A 20449-nucleotide genomic window follows, 5' to 3' on the forward strand; every position below is an offset into this window, starting at 1 on the left:
AGAAGAACGTTGGTGCGTCACCTGTCCCAGAGGGCCGGCAATGAAGAGTTAGATAATTTCGAGTGGGACCGCCGAGAATTGAACTCGGGTCCTACGGACCCCATCCGCAGAGGATACCACTACCCCACGGTCCCGCAATTTGGACGACGGGCGTTCGAGTGTTAAGCGTGTCGTTTCACTCTCGGGGTGCGACGAGTTCTCCCTCGTCACGAACCGCTAAACTCGAAACCGGATCGTTCTCGTACACTGCCGGCGAGCGCCGCCCGAGGAGGTAGCCGTCGTGGTCGACCGACACCGTCTCGAGGACGTCTCCGTGGGGACTGACGACCTCGGCGATTACATCGCGCGACTCGAACGGTTCCCCGGCCTCGAGACGGTGTCGGCAGAGCCCCGCCCGCGACGTTTGCGGCCCGACGAACCGACGCACCGGGAAATCGACGGGCGTATCGAGCGACGGCGCCTCGCTCTCGATCGGTTCTGAAACCGCCTCGAGCATCCCCAGATGGACCATTACGCGGTAGGCCGCGGCGACGCCGGCCGCCCGATACGCCTCCTCGACGGCGCCGTGACCGCCGAGTTCGAGGGTCAGCGCCGGGATTCCGGCCTCGTTCAACACCGAACCGGCTGTCGAGCGATGGAGGTTCCGATCGGCGTACTCCTCGGCAGGATACTCCGTGACGACCGGAATTTCGGTCGCCGCCGCCAGGGATTCGAGGTCTGCGGCCAGTTCCCGGGCCTCCTCTTCGTCCCGTCGAGTGCCGTACAGTACGCGATCACGGATGACGAACGGTACCGAGCCCGCCTGTGCGGTGTGGAAGTCGAGCAGCGCGTCCGCGGAGTCGACGATCGCCTCGTATAGCCGCTCGTCGATCAGCTCCTGCACCCGGCGGTGGGTCGTCGAGTCGGTGTCCGCGGCCGGAAAGTACCGGTTGGGGTCGTCGTCGTGGTAGTACGAGGTCCGCACCCCCCGCCGTACCCCGGCGGGATTACAGACGGGAACGCAGACCACGGTCCCCCGAAGTCCGTCGGGGACACCGCCCCTGAGGAGGTCCTGGGCGGCCGCGATCCCCGTGAGTTCGTTGCCGTGGACGCCCCCGGTAATCCACAGCGTCGGGCCGTCGTCCTCGCCGCGAGCGAGGACGATCGGTAGTCGTTCGGTGCCGCCGGTCGGCAGGTCAGTTACCTCGAGATATCCCGTCGCTCGCTCGCCGGGATCGACGCGTGCGGTTCCTACGGAGAAACTCATACCTCCTCTCTCGAGGGCACCGTCGAAAACCTCACGGCTGCGGAAACCGAAACCGGTCGCTCGATCACCCGCGCCAGGTCAGCACGGTCGCCGCCCACGTGTAGCCAGTGCCCGCGGCCAGAAAGCAGATCACGTTACCGGACTCGAGCAGGCCCGCCCGCCGCGCTTCCTCGAGTGCGAGCACCTGGTCTGCGCTCTGGACGTGACCGTACTCGGAGAGATAGTAGCCGCCGGTGTCGGTCTCGAGGCCGAGTTCCGATAGCACGGTCTCGTGGAACGACCGCTTCATATGGGTGAGCGCGACGAAATCGAGGTCGTCACGGGAGAATCCCGAGCGCTCGAGGGCCGTGTCCGCGACCTCGAGGTAGTTCGACAGCGAGACGGGCGCGAGGCGCTCTTTCATCCCCTCAGGGTCGGGAACGTCGAGCGTGTGTCGGTCTTCGGCGACCGTCTCCGCCGTCGGCGGTTCCCGCGAGCCGCCCGCGTGCATGATAACGTCCTCGGAGAAGCGGCCGTCGGTGAGCGCGGCGCTCTCGTGGATCGTCGCGCGTGCCCGAGAACCGGGCTCGGACTCGAGGACCAGCGCGCTCGCACCCGATCCGAAGTTGAACATGAACGAGGAGCGCTCGTTCTCGTAGTCGAGCAGATCCGGCTCCCGGCTGGCAGCGACCAACAGCGCCCGATCGACGTGGTCGACCCGCAACTGGGCGGCGGCCTGGCGGATCGCGATCGGCGCGCTCGCACAGAGCGTGTGGCTCTCTGTCGCGAAGGCGTTCTCCGCGCCGAGACGTTCGCAGACGTCTGCGGCCGCCGACCACACCACGTAATCCTTGTACTCGCTGCCGTGATAGAGCACCAGATCGAGGTCGGCCGCCTCGAGGTCGGCGTCCGAAAGCGCCTCCTCGGCGGCGGCCACGCACATATCGGTCGCGTGGTCGTCGCCGGGCGGACAGAGCCGCTTCTCCCGGAGCCCCATCTTCTCGACGACCACCTCCTCGGGAAAGCCGCTTCGCTCGGCGATCTCCTCGCCCGTTAACACCTTCTCAGGGAGGTACCGGCCGTAGCCGGTGAGGCCGACGGTCGTCACCGGGGATCACCCACGCTGTCGTCGCCGTTCTCCTCGATCGTGGCGTTAGCCCCACCGTAGCGCGAGTCGAGTTCCCCGCGATCGAGTTTCCCGGGTCCGCTTCGCGGGAGGGTGTCGACGACGGCCCATTCACGCGGGCGCTGGAAGTTTGCGAGGTGCGTTCGGCAGTGGGCCTCGAGGGCGTCCTCGTCGACAGCGCGCTCGTCTACGCCGACACCCGCGTCACTTCCGTCCGCGGGCACGACGACGGCCTTCGGCACCGTTCCCCAGCGATCGTGGGGGACGCCGACGACGCCGACGGCCGCGATCGACGGGTGCTCTTCGAGGACGTCCTCGATCTCCTCCGGATAGACGTTCTCGCCGCCGCTGACGAACATGTTGTCCGTTCGGCCGGTGATGTAGAGGTCGCCCTCGTCGTCGCGGCGGGCAAGATCACCCGTCGACACCCAGTCGCCGTCGAAGGTGCCGTCGGTCGTCTCGAGGTAGCGATCCGCGGTGACGGGGCCGGCGAGTTCGAGTTCGCCGACCTCGCCGCGATCGACGGGGTCGCCCGCCCCGTCGACGATCCGAGCCTGACAGTTGGGGAACGGTTTGCCGACGCTTTCGGCGGCTTTTTCTGCCGCGCCTTCCCGATCAGGGTCGAAGTAGAGGTTGTTCGGTCCACCCTCCGTGAGCCCGTAGCCCTGGGTGAACCGCTGACCCCGGTCCCGGTAGGCGTCCATCACAGCCTCCGGAGTCGGGCCGCCGCCGCTCATGAACCAGTCCACCGACGAGAGGTCGGTCTCGTCGAAGCAATCGTGGTCGGCCATCGCACGAAAGATCGCCGCCACGCCGAAGACGCGGGTCGCGCCGTGGGTCTCGAGCGACTCGAGCGCCACCCCGGGCTCGAACTCGCGGTGGAGGACGACTCGACCGCCGACGTACAGGGTCGGCAGTGTCAGCAAGTGCCAGCCGCCGGTGTGAAACAGCGGGAGCAGGAGGGGTGAGACGTCCTCCTTGCCCAGCCCCCAGACGCTGCTTTCGGTGATGCAGTTCCACTCGACCTGGCGGTAACGGATCACGACGACCTTCGGGACGCCCGTCGTCCCGCCCGTGTGAAGGTACAACAGCGGCCGATCGAGGGTTGGTTCGACGGGGTCGTGATCTCGGTCCTCTTCGGGTGGCGTCCCCTGGGCGAACGACTCGAGGGCCGTCGCCTCAGCGCCAACCAGGTCCTCGAATCGAGGCTCGTGAAGGGTCAGCGCCGGGTTGATTCGGTCGCGAAGCGTTTCGACTGAGTCCGACGGAAGCCGGTGGGAAATCGGCGCGAGAACCGCGCCGAGGTCGACCGCGGCGTAGAACAGGCCGAGAAACTCGGGTCGGTTCCGCGAGAGCACGCAGACGGCGTCGCCCTCGCCGATTCCTCGAGCCGCGAGTTTCGCGGCGTACTCCTCGGCCATCGCGGCGAGATCGTCGTAGCTGAGCGCAGTGTCGGTGCCGTGGTCGATGACGGCGGTCCGGCCACCATAGTGTGTCGCACGTGCGTGTATCGAGAGTGTCATTGGTGGATGTGAACGACGGGTGCCTCGGGGCTACCGGCGGTAGCGCTCGAGGGTCGCGGGAAGTCGTTTCGCAACGGTGCCGCCGAGTCGATCGCGGATCGAACCCAGCAGTCCGTTGGGGACGAACAGCACGAACAGCACGAAGACGATGCCCAGGTACAGCGGCGCTCGCCCGTCGACGAACGAGTTGATGAGGTCGGCGACGGTGAGACCCGCGACGTCGGTCGTCAGCACCCCCTCCGAGAGGCCGTCGCGGAGGTACGGCGCGATCCCGCCCTGCTGTGAGGAGAGGACGTCTTCGAGCCACTCGAAGAAGACGGTGCCGAAGAACGGCCCCGCCAGCGTCCCGATGCCGCCGATGATCGTCACGATCAGCGCGTCGGCGGTCACGAGGAAGTAGAACGTGCTGTCCGGGGAGGCACCCCCGGAGTAGGCGGCGAACAGCGCGCCGGCGATCGCCGCGAAGAAGGCGCTGATGCCGAACGCGCCCATCTTGTACCAGAACACGTTGTAGCCGACCGCTCGAGCCCGCTCCTCGTTTTCGCGGATGGCGATCATCACCCGGCCGAACGGAGAGTGGATGATCCGCTGCATCGCGAAGTAGCAGAGCAGGACGACGAGTCCGATCGCGTAGTACGAACTCATCGTCGCGGAGACGTCGATTCCCGTACCCAGGACGTTGTCGAAGCTGTCGCCGGCCAACCGCCCGAGGCCGATCGAGAGCGAGTCGACGAACGGGACGCCGACCTCGGGGGTCGGTCCGGCGAGGTTCGGCCCCTCCTGGGGGTTCGAGGCCGCATACCCCCAGTTGCGCACGAGTTCGTACATGACCTGGGCGAAGCCGAGGGTGATCATCGCGAAGTAGACGCCTGTCAGCCGGAACGAAACCGCGCCGATCGCCATCGCGATCAGGAGCGCGAGGAAACCGCCGAGCAACATCGTGATCATAAACGGCGTCCCGTCGGGCAGCAACGGGATGGCGCCGTTGGCCACGAGCACGATGAAGTAGGCGCCGATGCCGTAGAAGGCGGCGTGGCCGAACGAGAGGTAGCCGGTGTAGCCGCTAACGAAGTCGAAGCTCATCGCGAACAGCCCCAGGAACAGCATCGCGATCAGGAACGTCGTCGACGGGAGGAAGGCGTTCGCCTCCGCTCCGACCGGCGACTCGAGCAAGAGCGCGTACACCGGCGGGTAGACGACGAAGACGGCCACGACGAGGACGTGGGCGATGTGGTCGCGCACGAATTCGCCGAGCCAGTGACCGCCCGCGGAGTCCGTCTCACCGGTGGTTTCAGTTTCCGGGGACGACTCGAGGCCGGACTCGGTATCGCTCACCGTCTCCGTTCCGCCGTCACCGCTGACGGTCGTTTCGGAGCCGTCGGCCGGATCGTCGCGAGTCGGGCTAATGGCCGCCCACCTCCTCGACGCCGTAGATCCCCTGCGGGCGGACGATCAGCGCGATCACCAGCAGGAGGAACACCGTTACCTCGGGGAGGCCCGCGAAGTCGACGATCCCGGTCTGGAACAGCCACGTCGTAAAGGAGTCGGCGACGCCGACGATGACCGCCGCGGCGAGCGTTCCCTTGAACGAGCCAAGCCCGCCGATGACGACGACGACGAACGCGTACAGCAACACGTCGATGTTGAGCAACACGCTCGGCCCCCAGGTGGGGTCCCACATCAGGAGCACCCCACCGACGGCGGCGAGGCCGGTTCCGAGGCCGAACACGACGGTGAACGCCTTCCGAACGTCGATTCCGAGCGCCTGGACCATCTCCGAGTCCTCGCTTCCCGCCCGGATGTACAGTCCGTACAGGGTCTTCGTCAGGAACGCCCAGACCGCGACGGCGATGAGCGCACCGATCGCGATGGCGAACACGTAGAACCCGCGAATGCTCGCACCCAGGACGGTGAACGAACTCGAGAGCGCGCCGGGAACCGTCGCCTGCGCGCCGGACCAGGTCGGCTCCGGCTGGATCCCCCGTGCGGACGTGACGATTCGCGCGAGTTCCTCCAGAATCAGGCCGACCCCGAAGGTCAGCAGGATCTGGTAGGTCGGCGGCCGGTCGTAGATCGGCCGCACGAGGCCGATTTCGAGGGCGCTCCCGAAGACGGTCATCAGCGCGAAGACGATGCCGGCGACCGCGATGAAGAAGGCGATCCGGGCGACCGGACCGGTGCCGCTCGAGACCGCGAGCACCATCAGGATGCCGCCGAGGTAGGCCCCGAGCATGGCGAACGCGCCGTGGGCGAAGTTGAGCACGCCCATCAGCCCGAAGACGAGCGTGAGGCCGACGGCGATGATGAAGTAGACCGCCCCCTTACCCAGCCCCTCGATAACGATCCGGGCGAACGTGTCGGGCCGGAAGAAGCGGTTGATCGCGTCCGCGAGCATCGGCGTCTCCCCGGCGACTGCGAGGGCCGCGGCCGTTTCGAGAACGACCGAAGCGGTGCCCCCGATCATGCGGAGAGATACCTCCGGATTCGCTCGTCGTCGGCCGTGACGCCCTCGGTGTCACCCGACTCGACGACCGTGCCGTGGTCGAGCAAGTAGAACCTGTCGGCGAGGTCCATCGCCAGCGGGAAGTTCTGCTCGACGAGGATCATCGTCGTTTCGTCGGAGGCCCGCCGGAGCGCCTCGACGACCTGGTCGACGATCATCGGGGCCAGCCCCTCGCTCGGCTCGTCGACCAGCAGGAGGTCATTGTCGCCGACCATCCCGCGGGCGATGGCGAGCATCTGCTGCTGGCCGCCGCTCAAGTTCCGCGCCTCCTTGTCCCGGAATCGCTCGAGGTCCGGAAACAGGTCGAACGCCTCCTCGAGCAGGGCGTCCACGTCCCGACCGGGCTCGATCGAGACGCGAACGTTCTCCTCGACGGTGAGATAGCCGAACATCCGCCGATCTTCGGGGACCCAGCCGATGCCGTCGCTGGCGACCTCGTGGGTCGGTCGCCCCGTCACGTCGGTTCCCCGAAACCTGACGCGCCCCTCGCGGGGCGGCGTCAACTGCAAGATAGTTCGCAGGGTCGTCGTCTTCCCGACGCCGTTTCGGCCAATGAGGGCGACGATTTCGCCCTCCTCGACGGCCATGTCGACGCCCTGCAGGACGTGACTCTCCCCGTAGTAGGTGTGGACGCCCTCGAGTTCGAGCAGGCTCATCCAGCCACCTCCGGAACCGGCCGGTCGGCGACCGTATCGGTGCCGCGTACCCGCACCGAGCGACCGCTCATCCGGCGGTCACCCCCGATTCGGGATCGCCGCCGCGCTCGTCGCCGCTCGAGGCGCCCCCGTCGTAGCCGCCCAGATACGCCTCCTGGACGGCCTCGCTCTCGCGGATCGTTGCGGGGTCGCCGTCGGCGATCAGTTCGCCCTGATTGAGCACCGCGACCCGGTCGCTGATCCCCATCACGACGTCCATGTTGTGTTCGATCAGCATGATCGCGTGGTCGGCGGCGACGTCCTCGATGATGTCCGTCACCTGGCTCACGTCCTCGCTCGAGACGCCCGCCGTCGGCTCGTCGAGCAGGAGCAGATCGGGATCGCCGGCGAGCGCGATACCGATCTCGAGGTTTCGCTTCTCGCCGTGGCTGAGATTCTGGGCCGGTCGATCGGCGTAGCTCTCGAGACCGATGCGCTCGAGGATGGCCTCCGCCTCGGTGACGTGGTCGCCGAAGGCGTTGACGTTGCGCCAGAACCGCCAGGAGTCGCTTCCGTGGTGGGCCTGGACCGCCACGCGGACGTTTTCGAGGACCGACAGTGTCGGGAAGACGTTCGTGATCTGGTAGGACCGGTGAAGCCCGAGCAGCGCGGTCTCGTGCGGTGAGGCGTCGGTGATGTCGACCGGCTCCGATCCGTCCGCTCCCGCCTGCGCCCCGCTCGAGGGCGAGAACTCGATTCGCCCGCGCGTCGGCTCGAGCACCCCCGTCAACAGGTTGAAAAACGTCGTCTTTCCCGCGCCATTGGGGCCGATTACCGAGCAGAGTTCGCCCTCCTCGAGGGTGAAGTCGACGTCGTCGACCGCGGTGATCCCGTCGAACTCCTTGGTGAGCGACTGGACTGTGAGCAGCATGGCTAGCTGAGATCGCAGGTCGCCTCGTCTGCGGGGACCATGACCTCGTCGGCCTCGTAGGTCTCGATCGGCTCGCCGGGCATCACCGCGGCGTCCCAGCTGTCCTCGTACTCCTCCGTGGTCGGCACCGGCCAGGCGACGGTCATCGCGGAGGCGGCCTGGTTGTTGTGTTCCTGGAAGGTGTACGCGCCCTCACCCTTCGGCGTGTCGTCGACGGTCATCCCGCGCATCGCGTCGGCGATCTCCTCGCCGTCGGTCGACCCGCTCTCCTCGATCGCCTGGACGAGCGCCGACGCGCCGACGAAGGTCCCCGCGCTGAACAGGTCGGGAACCTGGCCGTAGGCGTCGATATGCATCTCGACGAACTCGTCGTTGATCGAGTTGTCGTACTGGTTCCAGTGATAGCGCGTGGTGAACGGCCCGAGTCCCGCCTCCTCGATGTCCTCGGCGGTGAAGTCCTCGCCGAGGGTCGCCTCGATCGACTGGCCGGTGATCTGGGTGGTCACCAGCTCCGCGAAGCCGCCGAACGCCTGAACGTCCTCGTACTGCATCGCCGTGGGCAGGAACTCCGGCAGCGTGATGAAGGTGAAGCCGCCGACGACGCCGTCGGCACCCTGGTCGACCGCCTCGTCGAACAGCCCCTCGAACTCGCTGTACCCCTGCTCGACGAACCGCGGTTCGAGCACCTCGACGCCGGCGTCCTCGAGGACTTCCTGATAGTTGTTCGCGACGCCCTCGCCGAACGCTCCCTCCGCTGCGAAGATGGCGACCGTCGAAACGTCGGTCTCCTCGGCGGCGTACCGGCCGCCGGCGCGGGCGTCCATCGCCGTGTGCTCGCTGGCCCGGAACACCAGGTCGTGACAGTGCTCCTCGGAGACGGTGATGTCGGCGTCCGCGGCGGGGCCGACGATGTACGGCACGTTCGCCTCGTCGACGACCCGCGAGATGATCTGGCGGGCGCCGTCGGAGGAGGACGCGCCGAACAGCAGGTCGACGTCCTCGTCGACAACGAGGTCCTCCGCGACCTGCTGGCCCGTATCAGGGACGAACCCCGTGTCCTGGACGATGATCTCGAACGTCGGCCCATCGTCTGGATCGAGTTCGTAGGTGCCGGTCGTCATCTCCTCGATCGGCTCGAGGTCGTACTTGTAGGCGAGCCCCGAGTAAAACCCCATCAGGCTGATCTGGCCGTAGTACTCGAGTTCGCCCGACGTCGGCTGGATCGCGCCGATCCGGAACGTCTCGTCTGCGACTTCTTCGCCCCCGCCGTTGCCGTTTCCGCCGAGACAGCCGGCGAGTCCGGCAGCGCCCACCGCCGTCAGTGCCCCGGCCCCCTTCAGTACCGCCCGTCGCGTGGTACTATTTCTCATACTACCAGTTACTAACACAGGAGACACGCAAAACGGGGACGGTTGATATGCGAACCTCCGCCCGATCGGACGCGATAGCCGCCGATCAGCCGAACAGCGGGGCCGGCTCGCCGTCGGGACTCGAGACGGTTCCGACGAGTTCAAGCCGCTCGCCGATTTCGGCCGCACACCCCTCCTCGAGGCGCGCCAGCACGCGGGCCTCGCCGAGGTCGATCACCGCCACGCGGTAGCCGCCGTCGAACCCCTCGGGAGCGACCGCGACCGTCGTTTCGGTGTACACCGTCCCCTCAGTGGGGAGCGAAACCGTCTCGAGTTCCCGCGCGCCACAGCGCCCGCAGGCGGCCTTCGGGGCGGCCGTCTCGTGGCCGCAGTCGGCACAGCGCTGGCCGCGCAGGTCGCCGTCCTCGAGGGCCCCGACCCACTCGTCGTAACCGAGTCGACCGCTGGCGTCGTCGCTCATCGTGCGACCTCCAGGATCGAAACGACGGTCGTGCCGGCGTCCCCGCCCAGGTTGTGCGCGAGGCCGGTTTCGGCGCCCTCGACCTGGCGCTCGCCCGCCTCGCCGCGCAGCTGTTCGGTGAGTTCGACCAGCTGAGCGACCCCCGTCGCGCCGATCGGATGGCCCTTCGCCTTCAGCCCGCCGCTGGGGTTGACCGGAATCCGGCCGCCGAGCGCCGTTGTTCCCTCGACTGCCGCCCGCCCGCCCGCGCCGTCCTCGAGGAAGCCGAGCGCCTCGATCGCCAGCACTTCCGCGCCGGTAAAGCAGTCGTGGACCTCCGCGAGGTCGACGTCGTCCGCGCCGATTCCGGCCTCTTCGTAGGCCTGGGCCGCGGCGTCACGGGCCGACCGGGTGGCCGTCAGGTCGGCCTTGTCCGAAAGCGGAATCACGTCCGTGGCGTGACCGACTCCTGTGACCGCCACTTCGGACCGTGAATCCGAAAGGGAGGCTGCGACCTCTTCACTCGTGACGAGAACCGCCGCCGCGCCGTCGGAGAACGGACAGCAGTCCATGAGCCGGAACGGCGAGGCGACGACCGGCCCCTCGAGGACGTCCTCGACGGTCGTCTCCTTGCCGAACTGCGCCCGCGGGTTCATCGTGCCGTGGCGGTGGTTCTTCACCGCGACGGCTGCGAGTTCCTCCTCCGTGGTGCCGTGCTCGTGCATGTGGCGGGTCGTCAACAGCCCGAAGACGCCCGGAAACGAGAGGCCCGTCGGCTGTTCGTACTGGCGGTGGGCCGCGCTTGCGAACACCGACGTCATCTCCGGCGTCTCGAGGCCCGTCACCGGCGTACAGCGCTCGACGCCGCCGACGAGGACGACGTCGTGCTGGCCCGCCTCGACCGCCCGCACCGCGTGTTTGAACGCGTTCGAGGAGGTCGCACAGGCGTCCTCGTAGCGCTGGCAGGGCACTCCGGCGATCCCGATGTGGGTCGCGAGCGTCGGCGCGAGGTGCGTGTCGCGTTCGGTCTGGCCGCCCATCGCGTTCCCCAGATAGAAGGCGTCGATCGCGGCGGTTTCGAGACCCGCGTCGTCGACGGCCTCGAAGGCCGCGTCGGCGAACAGCTCCGCGAGCGGCCGGTCGTGGACGCCGAAGTCGGTCATCCCGACCCCGACGAGCCGTGCAGTCGTCATGGCTCACCGAACGCGGACCGCCATGAAAAACGGTTGGAAACGCGAGCGAACCGGCGGTGTGTTTGCTGTCGTAGTTATTCGTGGGTCCTCGGCTACTCGTCCTTCCGCAGTGGCTCGTCGTCCAGGTCCTCGAGCGCGTCGACAACTCGCCGCAACACCTTGCGCTCGGCCCGGCGGACGTTCTTCGAGACCGCGGTGTCCGAGATGTCGAACTCGTTGGCGAGCATCTGGAGTGTCGCCCCGCGAGGCTGGTCGAAGTAGCCCTTCTCGGCCGCCACGGCGAGCGTCTCGCGTTCGACGGTCGACAGGGAGCGACAGCCCTCGAGTAAGTCCCCCGCCGCCTCGGCGTTCTCGAGCAGATCGAACAACTCGGCTGCGGCGAGGGAACTCCGGGACTCGACGGTAAACTCGTTGTTCCGCTCGAGATCCGACAGCGCGTCGTCGGCGATGCGCTCGTCGTCGAAGCCGACCTCCCAGCACTCGCTGCCCGCCGCGATCCGGAAGGGACCGGTGATGTAGCCGTCGTTGTCCCGGATCACCCGCATCGCGTTCGTCTCGTCGATCGTCGTCCGGATGAGCGCCGTCCCCTCGTGCTTTTTGAACAGATCGCACGCCCGCATGTTCGAGTGATCCTGGAGCGCCGACAGCCCCGACTCGAGGGCGCTCCGGTCGCGTCCCTCGACGACCAGTCGCGTCTCGAGTTCGCGGCGCTGGCTATCGAACTCCCACTGGAGCGCCTGGAAGGAGACGTCGTGATCGTCCGTCGTATCGATGAACGGGCAGTCGTACTGCTCCATATCCAGTGTGAGGTCGATCATGATAGGTGATTGCAACCACGGCTATTAAGTGTGACCGGCACCGGTCGAGCGGCGGCCGGTCTCACGATTCCTCCCCTCCGAATCGCGCTTCGATCGCCGCCCGGTCGAGCTTCGAAGGGCCGCTGGTCGGCATCTCCTCGACGAAGGCGAGATACTTCGGGATCTTGAACCGGGCGAGTTTCCCGTCGAGGAACGCCTCGAGTTCCGCGAGCGTGAGCGGGCCGCTCCCACCCTCGGTGTCGACCGCCGCCGCGTCGCCGCCGTCTGTCGCGCTCGGGTCGGCGGGCTCGACGACGGCCTTGCCGACGGTTCCCCACTGCTCGTCGGGGACGCCGACGACGATCACCTCGTCGACCGCCGGATGGTCCGCGATCACGTCTTCGACCTCCGGCGGATAGACGTTCTCGCCGCCGCTGACGAACATGTTCTTCTTGCGCCCCTCGATATGATAGAAGCCGTCCGCGTCCCGTCGGGCGAGGTCGCCGGTCGAGACCCACCCCGAGCCGAACGTCGACTCGGTGGCCTCGGGGTTGCGCCAGTAGCCCGCCGCGGCGTGGGGTCCCGATAGCTCGAGCTCGCCGATCTCGTCGTCCGCGAGCGGCTCTCCCTCCTCGTCGACGACCCGGACGTCCGTATGGACGACCGGCTTGCCGACGCTGCTGACTTTTTGGGGATCCCAGTCGTCGGGCATCGCGAAGTTGTTGGGCCCGATCTCCGTGAGGCCGTACCCCTGCGAGAGGTCGACGCCGCGGTCGCGCCAGGCCCGGACGATCGACTCCCGGCAGGGGCCGCCGCCGCTCTTGACGAATCGGAGGCTCGAGAGGTCGGTGTCCGCCCAGCGGTCGTGACGCGCCATGGTCCGCAACACGGCCGGGACGGCCACGAGGACGGTCGCCTCGTGTCCCTCGACCTGGCGGAGGATCTGCCCGGGTTCGACCTCGCGGTTGACGATGATCGTCCCGCCCATGTTGAAAAACGGAATCGTGAGCACGTTCCAGCCGCCGGTGTGAAACGGGGGGAACACCATCGGCGCGACGTCGTCCGGCCGCAGCCCCCAGGCCGTGATCGTGTTGAAGGAGTTCCAGTAGATCGAACCGTGCGTGATCGTGGTTTCCTTCGGCGTTCCGGTCGAGCCGCCCGTGTGCAAGAGGAGGTGGGGGTCCTCGAGCGAGCGCGAGCGCTTCTCGACGGGGTCGTCGTTTGCGGGAACGGCCGCGCCGTAGGTGTCCCAGCCGCCCGCCGGTTCGTCCGTTTCGAGCTCGAGCACCGCTGGATCGACGTCGGCGCGGGCCAGCGCGTGTTCGATGCGTTCGACGAACGGCGACTCGATGACCAGGAGTCCGGGCTCGACGAGTTCGAGCAGTTCGGCCAGTTCGGGCGGCGCGAGCCGGTAGGAAAGCGGTGCCAGCACGCCGCCGGTCTTCCCCGTCGCAAAGAAGAGATCGAACACCTCGATCCGGTTGCGCGAGACGAGCGCGATCCGTTCGCCCGCGTCGACCCCGTGGTCCTCGAGCAGCCGCGCCGTGCGGTTCGCCCGCGACTCGAGGTCGCCGTAGGTGTACCGCTCGCCCGCGGTGCCGTCGATGATCGCCGTTCGCTCCGGCGACAGCGAGGCGCGGCGGGCGCTCCAGTCCCCGACCCAGCCGTGGGTCGACTCGCCCCAGTTCATACGTTCACCAGGTCGTGCGTCCCCAAAAACGTCTCCAGATGGTCGATGACCCGGTCGGCCTCCTCGATGAAGAAGAGGTGGTGGCCGCCCTCGAGCGTCTCGAGGCGGCTATTCGGCAGCGCATCGTGAAGCAACTGGGCGTTCTCGGCCGGAACGACCCGGTCTTCGCTGCCGTGGAGGACGAGCGCGGGAACCGCGAGGTCGGCGAGTTCGTCGGCCGCGTCGAACTCGAGCACCGCTGCGGCCTGCGCCTGGCGGGCCGCTTCCGGGGCGTCGCTCTCGAGGCGCCAGTCGACGATCCGTTCGGTGAGATCGGGGTGTTCCTCGTAGAACGAGTCCGAAAGAGCGGGGCGCATTCGGTACCTGATCGTCTCCCGCTCGCTCGCGTTCTCGGGGACGCCGACCAGGCGCTGCTGGGTTTCTTCGGGAACCGGGACGGCGTCGTCGCCACCGGGCGTCGTACACAGCAGCGAGAGCGTCTCCGCGCGGTCGTACTCGAGGGCGTACCGCTGGGCGATCATTCCGCCCATGCTCGCGCCGACGAGGTGGGTTCGATCGACTCCCGCGTGGGCGAGAACGGCCTCGAGATCCGCCGCCATCTCGGCGATCGTGTACGGTCCCTCGGGTGCGTCGGAGTCGCCGGTGCCGCGGTTGTCCCACACGAGCGTTCGGTACTCCCCGGCGAGCGACTCGCGCTGCCAGCGCCACATCCACCGCCCGTACCCCAGCCCCTCGACGAAGGTGACGACCTCGGCGTCGGTTGGACCGTCGACCGCATAGGAGAGAGTCACCCCGTCGTTGGTCGCAGTTGGCATACTACACGATGGAGGCTCACGGGGAAGTACCTCCTCGTTCGACTATCAACCCTCACGTCCGGGTCGATCGCCCGGTGGCGGAGGAGTTCGAGTATCAACCCCCGATTACAGGCTCGTCGGGTCGGTATCGGCAGGCATGTCAGTTGCACGGCCCGGGGCAACGGCCCAGGTCAGCCAGCAGATTACGCAGGATCGAATTCAGCGGTTCGCGGCCGTCACCGGCGATGACAACCCGCTCCACACGGACGCCGAGTACGCCGAGGACGGCCTGTTCGACGGACCGATCGCCCACGGGATGCTCGCCGCGGGCGTCATCTCGAGCGCCCTGGCCGACCTGCCGGGCGAGATCGTCTACGTCTCCCAGGACCTGTCGTTCGACGCGCCGGTGTATCCCGGCCAGACCGTGACCGCGACCGCCGAGGTCACCGGTGCGCTCGGCGAGAACCGTTTCCGGGTCGAGACGACCGCAAACGTCGAAGAAACGACGGTCGTCTCCGGAGAAGCGGTCGTGCTCTCGCTCGAGCGGGACTGAGAAGATCGGGTCGAGGCGTCCTCAGACCAGCACCCGCTCGAGGTCGACGACCGTCCCCTCGTTCGCGTCGGGGTCTCCTACGAGCGTCCCCAGACAGACGGCGGCGCCGTTCTCCGTGTAGCAGGCGACCAGCGTTCCCCGCCCGACGTCGTCGGCCGCGATGACGCCCGGGGCGTACACCGGCGCCCCTTCGGCGACCTCGCGAGCGGCGCTCTCGGCGATGGTTACCGATGGAATGCCCTCGAGAATGCGCTCTCCCGGCGAAACGACCTCGTAGAGGAGGTCCGGATCGTCGTCCTCGAGCCAGAACGCGAGCGCGTCGAACAGTTCGTAGGCGGTGTGCAGAGTTCGATCGTCGAACGGCTCCGTGGCCGTTCGGCGGAGATTGCCCATATGCGCGCCCGTTCCGAGCGCCAGACCGAGGTCGTGACACAGCTTTCGGACGTAGGTGCCGCTCTCACACCGGATGCGGAGAAGCGCCTGTCGGTCGGCCGTCTCGAGCACCTCGAGACCGTAAACCTCGCGCACGCGCAGGCGTCGCGAGACGGCGCTCTTTCGGGGCGGCTTCTGGTAGATCGGCCCCTCGAACTCCGCAGCCACGGAGTCGATATCCGTCGGAACCGGGCCGTGGCACTCGAGCACGGCGACGTATTCCTTTTCGCCCTCGAGAAACGCCGGCGCGAGGCGGGTCGCCGTTCCGAGCATGATCGGCAGACAGCCGGTCACCTTCGGGTCCAGGGTGCCGGCGTGAGCGGCCTTCTCGATCCGCGTCTCGCTCCCGCTGTCGGCGAGCGCGTCGTCGACGGCGTCGCGGAGCCAGCCGCTGACCTGGTGTGAGGACGGGCCGGGCGGTTTGTCGAGGTTGACGACACCGAAACTGAGTAAGTCAGCCGGCGAGCGCTCCTCGGGTGGGCCGCGCAGGCTCATCAGAACTCGTAGTCGATCGTCGTCGGCGCTTTCCCCTCGTCGCCCGTCGCGTCGTACTCCTCGACGGCGGTGACGAGCATGTCGAGGACGGCTTCGGGTTCCCACCGGGCCGTGTTCACCGACAGGTCGTAGATCTTGAGGTCCTCGATGTCGATCCCGTAGTACTCCTCGTAGCGAAGCGCCTCGCTCGCCTCACGGGCGCGAGTCTCCTCGGTGGCCCGCTCGGGATCTTTCTCTTCGCGCTCGGCGATCCGCTCGCCGCGGACCGCCGGCGGCGCGTCGAGCCAGAACCGGAAGTCGGCGTGCTCGCCCGCCAGCCAGCCGGCCAGGCGGGACTCGAGCACCAGATCGTCTCGATCGACTGCGATCTCGCGCAGGCGTCGGTCCAGATCGCGGTCGATTTGGTCGTTCTCCTCGGCGAGTTTGTTGAACTCGAGGGGGGTGTAGCCGCGCTCGTCGGCCAGCTCCCGAAAGATGTCGCCGCCGCTGACGTGCTCGAGATCGAAGGTGTCGGCCAACAGCGCCGCAGTCGTACTCTTTCCGCTGCCCGGTGGGCCGGAAACAGTCAGTAACATAGTCGAACTGCGACCGGACGGGTAAAATGGGTTTTGAATCGACTGAGCGGGATCAGGCGCCCGAGGGCGTCATGTCGATGTTGAGCGATTTGCGCAACAACTGCGTAAAGCCCATCGAGCACAGGAAGTACCAGACGATCCAGGCCGGCATCGGGCCGAGCAGCCCACTTCGCCAGGTGACTTCGCCGGCCATCGGCATGATGATCGTTTCGCTGCCGGTACCGCTGCCGCCGTGGATCTTCCAGTACATCCAGAGGAACAGCGGGATGGTAAACAGCATGATCCAGACCATCGGCCGGAACTGCTCTTTGAACATCCCGAGGTTCTCCGTCATCGCCTCCATCTGCTCTTCCTGCACGCGCTGCATCTCGTTGTCCAGACGCTCCATCTCCGACTCGCTGGCGCCCCGTTCCTCGGCTTCCTTCTTGCGCTCCTGGACGTCCTTGCGCTTGTCCTGCATCGCGGACATCCGCTCCTGGTACTTCCCGATGCGGTCCATGTTCATCAGGTTCGCCTGGAGCAGCGTCGAGTACAGGCCCGTGAGCATCGCGACGGCCAGAATCACCGCGTAAAACGGCAGGGCGGCGTCGAGCGGCCCCAGGAAGAGGTTGAGCGCGCCACCGACGACGTCCCGCACGGACTCGAGCCAGTAGCCGATCATCAACAATAGGGAGCCGACTGCGGCCATCTTGTCCCACTGGGACCACTTCGATGCCTCCTCGTCGATGTCGACGTCGGGGATATCGGTATCGCCGTCGCCGTCTAAGGCCTCGTCGTAGGCCTCCCGGTCGGCGATCACGAAGCCGTCGGCCCCGTCGACCAGCACACCCTTCTCGATCAATCGACCCCACTGGCCGCTCGTCAGGTCGTCGCGGACGTCACTCCACTCGACCTCGCCGCCGTTTCTGTCGGCCTCGGTGCGAACGGACTCGAGGGCCTCGGCCATCGAGGAATCCTCCCGGACGAGGGCGTCGATTTTCTCCGCTGTACGCGTCATCTGCGTTGTGCTAGGTCACGTCCGGTATACAAGTGTTTATCTTCGGGCTCCCGCGGCCGGGCCAAACCGCCGGTCGGCCCAGACGTATCGTGTAGAAAATATATCCAAACGATATATTAGTGTGGGCGAGTATTAGTTGGACAATGAACTCGAGCAATCGCAACGGTGATAGCGAATGACAGGGGGCTCGAGGGGGCAAACTGCGACGTTGGGGATTGTGCTGTTGATCGGGATTGTTGCTATTGGGAGTATCGGATTGTTAGTTGTTGCTGGTGAGACGGTTAGTCAGGCAGAACAGGACGCCGAACAAGAGCGTATTGAGCAAGCATTTGTCGAACTTAGCCAGAAGATGGCGACGATCTCTACAAATGAGGATTCGTCACAGGAGATGGATTTCGAGGCGGGCGAGCACGGTGCGGTGACGAAAACTGATGCGGGTACAGTTACGATTGAAACCAGCGACGAGGATTTCGACCCAATTGAGATTAGTATCGGAGCTATCGAATATCAGGCTGACGACGGAAGTATCGTTGCGTATCAAGCAGGTGGTGTCTGGCGCGAACGAGGAAACGAGACGCGAATGTTGTCTTCACCACAGGTCCATTACGAAGACGAGACACTTACGCTGCCCATAGCAACCGTTACCGGTGAACAGAGTCTAGATTCTGGAAGTGTTTCAATTTCTCATCACGAAACGACCCCCCACGGGTCTCTCGCAGTAGAGGACGAAACGATCACGATGACCATTGAGAGTGAGTATTACCGAGGGTGGGAAAAATATTTCAGATCTCAAGCTGGAAATACAGTAGTCCGAAACGTCAACCACGAAGAGCGAAAAGTGACCGTTCTACTGGGATATGACGAGATAGAAAATGCATTCGAGTCTGATGCATCATATACATCGGACGATGGCTTCAAAGATCACCACGATCAGTTTGACAACGCGAATCAGAATTCATTTCCCCCACTAGATTCCACAATTAATAAAATGGTTGCTGATGCTGAAAATCACGAGAATGTAGAAAGTCTGGATATTGACAAGAACCTCACCGAGAACCCACCGTCTGGGACAGTATCAGATGGTACCTACTTTATAGAGGAGATTAGTGAAGGGGATAGTCTTGAGTTCGATATTAGCGACGGGAATGTAACCCTTATCGTTGCTGGTGACATTCATGTTGGTGAGTCAGATAGCATTACCGTTGTCAATGAGGAGAATGGAAATGCTCTGAAAATCTATTCTTCTGGTGAACGTCTAAATATAGATGGAACTGTCTGTGTTGATGGGTGTAATGAGATCGGTGCACAGTACATCCAACTATATGGCACATCTGAAATGGAGGTTGATTTAGGGCCTGGAAGTGCGGGGGTCTTTGAAGGCCTATTATACGTGGCATCAGAAGAAGAAAAGAATTGGTGGGAAGGAGAGACGGGTGGCGGAAATTGTGGTACTGACTACCAGGTTCGGATGCAGGCTAACGACGTTGACTTCTTTGGATCAATTGTTGCGTATTCGGTCTGTGCCCATTCTAACGGAATGGAGTTTAATTATGATCAAGATCTCGAAAATGCTGATATCGATGTCTATCCGGAAGAATACCCACTTCCACCCCAAATCACCTACCTAAATATCGCCGAGTACGAAATCGACGTGGAGAACAAGTAATTACGCCGCGTCTTCGATCGTCGCCTTCACGTCCTCCCACACCTCATTCGGCGCCTGCTCACCGTCAACTCGTTCGAGGCTCCCCTCCTCCTCATAATACTCAATAACCGGCTCCGTGTTCTCGCGATACACCCGCAGCCGTTCCTTCACGGTGTCCTCGGCGTCGTCCTCGCGCTGGACCAACCGCTCTTCGACCTCCGAATCCTTCGGCGGGTTGTACTCCACGTGGTAGATGTCGCCCGTCTCGGGGTCCATCCGGCGGCCGGTGAGCCGGTGGACGAGTTCGTCCTCGCTCACGTCGAGGTAGAGCACCACGTCGAGATCGGTCATCCCCTCGAGTTCCTCCGCCTGCTCTAAGTTCCGCGGGTAGCCGTCGAGGACGAAGCCGTCGCTCTGGGAGAGGGCCTCGTCGACGATGGCGTTGACGACCTCGTCGGGGACGAGTTCGCCCGCGTCCATGTACTCGCCGGGGGTGTCGTACTCGAGGTCCAGATCCGAAATGTCCATCCCCTTGTTCGAGCGCAGCGCGTCGCCGGTGGTGACGTGCTCGACGTCGAACTCGTCGGCGATCTTCGCGCTCTGCGTACCTTTGCCCGCCCCGGGCGCTCCGAGTATCAGAATCCGTGGCTGTGCCATAGTCGGCCGTTCGCCGCCGTCGCATAAAGGCTTAAAGAATGGCGCACATCCCTCCGGCTATGACGCGATTCGACGCGAGCGATACCGCCGGCAGACGGAGCCTGTTCGTCGATGCTATCACCGCCCACCGTAACCGAGGCAGCCAGTTCCTGACGATCGAAGTCGACGAGAGCGCGCTCGAGGGCGAGAACGCGCCCGACCCCGACCTGGGCGTGCCGTGGCTGCAGTTCGCCGACGGCGTGGTGAATCTCGACTGCACCGATTCGGAACTCGAGGCCTTGAAGGAACTACTCGGCTCGTTTCCGGCGTTCAAGATCGACGAGATCACGCGCCCGGAAGAGGCCGAGGGGAACAACGTCCGCGTGAGCGCGAAGGCCGATCCGAACCGGATCGCCCAGTTCCTCGACGCCGTATTTCGGGAGGTCTACGAACTCCCGGAAGCGTTCCGGGCCTGGGTCGTCGCCGTCTAGCGGGATTTCTCCTCGAGGAGCACGATCATGTTCTCGCGGCCGACGCGCACCTTTTCGATAACACCCTCGTCTTCCATCCGTGAGAGAAGCCGACTCACCTTCGATTTCGACCAGTCGCTTCGCTCGGTGAGCGCCTTCTGTGGGAGTTCGCCACCCGCCTCCGTCAACCAACGGCGGATCAGTTCGTCGTCGGAGAGGCCCGCCTCCGGGATGGAATCGGTCACTTCAGACCGGTCCGGTCCGCGGTTACGGAGCGGTGTTTCGGAATCAGGTCGTCGGACCCAGTACTGGTACAGGACGGCTGCGAGCGCCACCAACAGCACGCCGACGATTGCGAGCGAGACGGCGTCTCCGACCGGAAGCGAGTACGCGGCGACCGGAGATACTGAAGGCACGATC

The 20449-nt window shown here is 65.5% G+C and carries 21 protein-coding genes and 1 tRNA gene; 3 read left to right on the top strand and 19 right to left on the bottom strand.

What is annotated here, in order from left to right; translation table 11 throughout:
- Nucleotides 1–63: 63 nt before the first annotated feature.
- The 14 genes from AC6I6S_RS03890 to AC6I6S_RS03955 all read right to left on the bottom strand — a co-directional run bounded on the left by AC6I6S_RS03890 (nucleotide 64) and on the right by AC6I6S_RS03955 (nucleotide 14247).
- A tRNA-Pro gene (locus tag AC6I6S_RS03890) sits at nucleotides 64–134 on the bottom strand.
- Between the two features lie 41 nt (nucleotides 135–175).
- Nucleotides 176–1246: a succinylglutamate desuccinylase/aspartoacylase family protein gene (locus tag AC6I6S_RS03895; RefSeq protein WP_497948420.1), complete on the bottom strand. Its 1071-nt coding sequence runs from the start codon at nucleotides 1244–1246 to the stop codon at nucleotides 176–178.
- Between the two features lie 64 nt (nucleotides 1247–1310).
- Complete coding sequence (locus tag AC6I6S_RS03900; RefSeq protein WP_497948421.1) at nucleotides 1311–2333, bottom strand: 3-oxoacyl-ACP synthase; 1023 nt, start codon at nucleotides 2331–2333, stop codon at nucleotides 1311–1313.
- Complete coding sequence (locus AC6I6S_RS03905) at nucleotides 2330–3874, bottom strand: class I adenylate-forming enzyme family protein (protein ID WP_497948422.1); 1545 nt, start codon at nucleotides 3872–3874, stop codon at nucleotides 2330–2332. Before AC6I6S_RS03905 ends, AC6I6S_RS03900 begins: the two co-directional genes overlap by 4 nt.
- A 30-nt stretch (nucleotides 3875–3904) precedes the next feature.
- Entirely contained in the window at nucleotides 3905–5104 is a 1200-nt protein-coding gene (locus AC6I6S_RS03910) for a branched-chain amino acid ABC transporter permease (RefSeq protein ID WP_497949294.1), read from the bottom strand.
- A 172-nt stretch (nucleotides 5105–5276) separates the two neighbouring features.
- A complete protein-coding gene (locus tag AC6I6S_RS03915) occupies nucleotides 5277–6338 on the bottom strand; it encodes a branched-chain amino acid ABC transporter permease (RefSeq protein ID WP_497948424.1) in 1062 nt (353 codons plus the stop codon).
- Entirely contained in the window at nucleotides 6335–7033 is a 699-nt protein-coding gene (locus tag AC6I6S_RS03920) for an ABC transporter ATP-binding protein (RefSeq protein WP_497948425.1), read from the bottom strand. Before AC6I6S_RS03920 ends, AC6I6S_RS03915 begins: the two co-directional genes overlap by 4 nt.
- 67 nt (nucleotides 7034–7100) lie before the next feature.
- Entirely contained in the window at nucleotides 7101–7943 is an 843-nt protein-coding gene (locus AC6I6S_RS03925; protein WP_497948426.1) for an ABC transporter ATP-binding protein, read from the bottom strand.
- A 2-nt stretch (nucleotides 7944–7945) separates the two neighbouring features.
- On the bottom strand, nucleotides 7946–9313 hold the full coding sequence (locus tag AC6I6S_RS03930; RefSeq protein ID WP_497948427.1) for an ABC transporter substrate-binding protein: 1368 nt from the start codon (nucleotides 9311–9313) through the stop codon (nucleotides 7946–7948).
- Nucleotides 9314–9398: 85 nt separating this feature from the next.
- A complete protein-coding gene (locus AC6I6S_RS03935) occupies nucleotides 9399–9773 on the bottom strand; it encodes a Zn-ribbon domain-containing OB-fold protein (RefSeq protein ID WP_497948429.1) in 375 nt (124 codons plus the stop codon).
- On the bottom strand, nucleotides 9770–10945 hold the full coding sequence (locus AC6I6S_RS03940) for a thiolase domain-containing protein (RefSeq protein ID WP_497948430.1): 1176 nt from the start codon (nucleotides 10943–10945) through the stop codon (nucleotides 9770–9772). The genes AC6I6S_RS03935 and AC6I6S_RS03940 overlap by 4 nt, the downstream gene beginning before the upstream one ends.
- Before the next feature lie 92 nt (nucleotides 10946–11037).
- The gene (locus AC6I6S_RS03945) at nucleotides 11038–11763 is read right to left on the bottom strand and encodes a helix-turn-helix domain-containing protein (protein ID WP_497948431.1); all 726 of its coding nucleotides are present in this window, start codon (nucleotides 11761–11763) and stop codon (nucleotides 11038–11040) included.
- Nucleotides 11764–11824: 61 nt separating this feature from the next.
- The gene (locus tag AC6I6S_RS03950; protein WP_497948432.1) at nucleotides 11825–13432 is read right to left on the bottom strand and encodes an AMP-binding protein; all 1608 of its coding nucleotides are present in this window, start codon (nucleotides 13430–13432) and stop codon (nucleotides 11825–11827) included.
- Nucleotides 13429–14247 (bottom strand): alpha/beta fold hydrolase, encoded by an 819-nt coding sequence (locus AC6I6S_RS03955; protein WP_497948433.1) that lies wholly within the window; start codon nucleotides 14245–14247, stop codon nucleotides 13429–13431. Before AC6I6S_RS03955 ends, AC6I6S_RS03950 begins: the two co-directional genes overlap by 4 nt.
- 136 nt (nucleotides 14248–14383) lie before the next feature.
- On the opposite strand from AC6I6S_RS03955, the gene AC6I6S_RS03960 reads away from it, so the two are divergent.
- Complete coding sequence (locus AC6I6S_RS03960; protein WP_497948434.1) at nucleotides 14384–14779, top strand: MaoC family dehydratase; 396 nt, start codon at nucleotides 14384–14386, stop codon at nucleotides 14777–14779.
- Nucleotides 14780–14800: 21 nt separating this feature from the next.
- Here AC6I6S_RS03960 and AC6I6S_RS03965 read toward each other — a convergent pair whose 3' ends face one another.
- Genes AC6I6S_RS03965 through AC6I6S_RS03975 form a run of 3 tightly spaced genes read right to left on the bottom strand, consistent with a single transcriptional unit; the run spans nucleotide 14801 to nucleotide 17278 of the window.
- On the bottom strand, nucleotides 14801–15706 hold the full coding sequence (locus AC6I6S_RS03965; protein ID WP_497948435.1) for an RNA-guided pseudouridylation complex pseudouridine synthase subunit Cbf5: 906 nt from the start codon (nucleotides 15704–15706) through the stop codon (nucleotides 14801–14803).
- On the bottom strand, nucleotides 15706–16281 hold the full coding sequence (gene cmk, locus AC6I6S_RS03970; protein WP_497948436.1) for a (d)CMP kinase: 576 nt from the start codon (nucleotides 16279–16281) through the stop codon (nucleotides 15706–15708). Before cmk ends, AC6I6S_RS03965 begins: the two co-directional genes overlap by 1 nt.
- Nucleotides 16282–16333: 52 nt before the next feature.
- Nucleotides 16334–17278 carry a DUF106 domain-containing protein gene (locus tag AC6I6S_RS03975; RefSeq protein ID WP_497948437.1) on the bottom strand — a complete coding sequence of 315 codons (945 nt, stop codon included), beginning with the start codon at nucleotides 17276–17278 and terminating at the stop codon, nucleotides 16334–16336.
- Between the two features lie 175 nt (nucleotides 17279–17453).
- Between AC6I6S_RS03975 and AC6I6S_RS03980 the strand changes: the two genes are divergently transcribed.
- The gene (locus AC6I6S_RS03980; RefSeq protein ID WP_497948438.1) at nucleotides 17454–18944 is read left to right on the top strand and encodes a DUF7289 family protein; all 1491 of its coding nucleotides are present in this window, start codon (nucleotides 17454–17456) and stop codon (nucleotides 18942–18944) included.
- Here AC6I6S_RS03980 and AC6I6S_RS03985 read toward each other — a convergent pair whose 3' ends face one another.
- Nucleotides 18945–19580, bottom strand: a complete 636-nt coding sequence (locus AC6I6S_RS03985) for an adenylate kinase (protein ID WP_497948439.1) — start codon at nucleotides 19578–19580, stop codon at nucleotides 18945–18947.
- A 59-nt stretch (nucleotides 19581–19639) separates the two neighbouring features.
- Here AC6I6S_RS03985 and AC6I6S_RS03990 point away from each other — a divergent pair, with 59 nt between their 5' ends.
- Nucleotides 19640–20050, top strand: coding sequence for a DUF7975 family protein (locus tag AC6I6S_RS03990; protein ID WP_497948440.1), 411 nt, complete (start codon nucleotides 19640–19642; stop codon nucleotides 20048–20050).
- On the opposite strand, the gene AC6I6S_RS03995 is transcribed toward AC6I6S_RS03990, so the two are convergent.
- Nucleotides 20047–20445, bottom strand: a complete 399-nt coding sequence (locus AC6I6S_RS03995) for a helix-turn-helix transcriptional regulator (RefSeq protein ID WP_497948441.1) — start codon at nucleotides 20443–20445, stop codon at nucleotides 20047–20049. The genes AC6I6S_RS03990 and AC6I6S_RS03995 overlap by 4 nt on opposite strands.
- Nucleotides 20446–20449: the final 4 nt, after the last annotated feature.

This window comes from Natrononativus sp. DTA114 (assembly GCF_059736515.1).

Excerpts from the sequence above, each read along its gene's own strand:
- AC6I6S_RS03895 (WP_497948420.1), bottom strand. The coding sequence starts at position 1,246 with ATGAGTTTCTCCGTAGGAACCGCACGCGTCGATCCCGGCGAGCGAGCG.
- AC6I6S_RS03905 (WP_497948422.1), bottom strand. The coding sequence starts at position 3,874 with ATGACACTCTCGATACACGCACGTGCGACACACTATGGTGGCCGGACC.
- AC6I6S_RS03915 (WP_497948424.1), bottom strand. The coding sequence starts at position 6,338 with ATGATCGGGGGCACCGCTTCGGTCGTTCTCGAAACGGCCGCGGCCCTC.
- AC6I6S_RS03920 (WP_497948425.1), bottom strand. The coding sequence starts at position 7,033 with ATGAGCCTGCTCGAACTCGAGGGCGTCCACACCTACTACGGGGAGAGT.
- AC6I6S_RS03925 (WP_497948426.1), bottom strand. The coding sequence starts at position 7,943 with ATGCTGCTCACAGTCCAGTCGCTCACCAAGGAGTTCGACGGGATCACC.
- AC6I6S_RS03930 (WP_497948427.1), bottom strand. The coding sequence starts at position 9,313 with ATGAGAAATAGTACCACGCGACGGGCGGTACTGAAGGGGGCCGGGGCA.
- AC6I6S_RS03935 (WP_497948429.1), bottom strand. The coding sequence starts at position 9,773 with ATGAGCGACGACGCCAGCGGTCGACTCGGTTACGACGAGTGGGTCGGG.
- AC6I6S_RS03940 (WP_497948430.1), bottom strand. The coding sequence starts at position 10,945 with ATGACGACTGCACGGCTCGTCGGGGTCGGGATGACCGACTTCGGCGTC.
- AC6I6S_RS03945 (WP_497948431.1), bottom strand. The coding sequence starts at position 11,763 with ATGATCGACCTCACACTGGATATGGAGCAGTACGACTGCCCGTTCATC.
- AC6I6S_RS03950 (WP_497948432.1), bottom strand. The coding sequence starts at position 13,432 with ATGAACTGGGGCGAGTCGACCCACGGCTGGGTCGGGGACTGGAGCGCC.
- AC6I6S_RS03955 (WP_497948433.1), bottom strand. The coding sequence starts at position 14,247 with ATGCCAACTGCGACCAACGACGGGGTGACTCTCTCCTATGCGGTCGAC.
- AC6I6S_RS03960 (WP_497948434.1), top strand. The coding sequence starts at position 14,384 with ATGTCAGTTGCACGGCCCGGGGCAACGGCCCAGGTCAGCCAGCAGATT.
- AC6I6S_RS03965 (WP_497948435.1), bottom strand. The coding sequence starts at position 15,706 with ATGAGCCTGCGCGGCCCACCCGAGGAGCGCTCGCCGGCTGACTTACTC.
- cmk (WP_497948436.1), bottom strand. The coding sequence starts at position 16,281 with ATGTTACTGACTGTTTCCGGCCCACCGGGCAGCGGAAAGAGTACGACT.
- AC6I6S_RS03975 (WP_497948437.1), bottom strand. The coding sequence starts at position 17,278 with ATGACGCGTACAGCGGAGAAAATCGACGCCCTCGTCCGGGAGGATTCC.
- AC6I6S_RS03980 (WP_497948438.1), top strand. The coding sequence starts at position 17,454 with ATGACAGGGGGCTCGAGGGGGCAAACTGCGACGTTGGGGATTGTGCTG.
- AC6I6S_RS03985 (WP_497948439.1), bottom strand. The coding sequence starts at position 19,580 with ATGGCACAGCCACGGATTCTGATACTCGGAGCGCCCGGGGCGGGCAAA.
- AC6I6S_RS03990 (WP_497948440.1), top strand. The coding sequence starts at position 19,640 with ATGACGCGATTCGACGCGAGCGATACCGCCGGCAGACGGAGCCTGTTC.